Origin of the sequence: Billgrantia kenyensis (assembly GCF_013697085.1) — a bacterium.
Lineage (GTDB): Bacteria > Pseudomonadota > Gammaproteobacteria > Pseudomonadales > Halomonadaceae > Halomonas > Halomonas kenyensis.
The window spans coordinates 1-942 of record NZ_JACEFT010000088.1 but is presented as its reverse complement, the minus strand read 5'-3'; the positions used below and the strand labels follow the sequence as shown (position 1 = coordinate 942).

Here is a 942-nt window from a genome sequence, read left to right as displayed (position 1 = left end):
GAGGTGGCGATAGCAATGAGGCATGGCAACACGATACCTGATGGGTCAGGTGTTGCACTTGGTCATTGAGACCGCCGGGCCATAAGGACGAGATATGTGCTTTCTGATGGTTTCATGGTTTCCATGATCATCAGTCGGCAATCATCCAAGCAATGGCTTGTGTGGACACGGTAGGAAGCTGAGGGGGGAGGTTCTTGAGTCAGGCCAGATTTTTCTGTTTTCACACGGCCAGGACCCAAAGCGGCCGTGCCGGCAAATGCAGCAGGCATGTTCATCGGGATATGTAGCATGCGCGATGATTGGCATTATTTATGCTGATCTATATTTAATGCCAAGGGATTTCAACAGGATGAGAGGTGGGCGAGCGCGCAACATAACATTATTGAACACGCATGCACGACCAAGTGGAATATCGAGCATTCTATATAATACAACTGCTAGGGAAAAAGAATGGCCGATGCCGTATACTTTTTTGATCTCGAGTCCCCAGAGGCTTTTTTCCGCCTTTTGACGCGGGTCGAGGAGCGCTTGGGGGAGCAGAAGAACAAGCGCGTAGAAGAGCTTCTGCTCTTGGTTTTCGGCCTCACCCACCTCCGAGAGTGGATTGCTCCAGGATACTCCCCAGAAAAAGTACCGCAAACGCCTGAAGAGCGATTCTATCGGGAGATTTTCAATGTTCCGGAATTCAATCCGTTGCGACACCTGTGCAACCGGTCAAAGCACATGTCAGCCAATCATTCGGCACATGGAGCGCTTCAGGGGTCAACAATCGACGACTGGGAAGACTTCGATTCGGTACAGAGCATAGACCGCGGGCCCATGCTTGCGTACTTCGCCGATGGGCGTAACATCGAGGACGTAATTTCGTAAGCGCTCCACAAACCCCATCTTCTGCAGCTGATTAGCACGCGTCAGACTGGTGTCTCCTGATCCCAAGGAGGA

At 51.5% G+C, this 942-nt stretch carries 1 protein-coding gene; it reads left to right on the top strand.

Annotated features, from left to right (window positions below; genetic code table 11):
- Positions 1 to 450: 450 nt before the first annotated feature.
- Positions 451 to 870 carry a hypothetical protein gene (locus H1D44_RS20710; protein ID WP_181517155.1) on the top strand — a complete coding sequence of 140 codons (420 nt, stop codon included), beginning with the start codon at positions 451 to 453 and terminating at the stop codon, positions 868 to 870.
- Positions 871 to 942: the final 72 nt, after the last annotated feature.

Coding starts and splice junctions, on each gene's coding strand:
- H1D44_RS20710 (WP_181517155.1), top strand. CDS start 451: ATGGCCGATGCCGTATACTTTTTTGATCTCGAGTCCCCAGAGGCTTTT.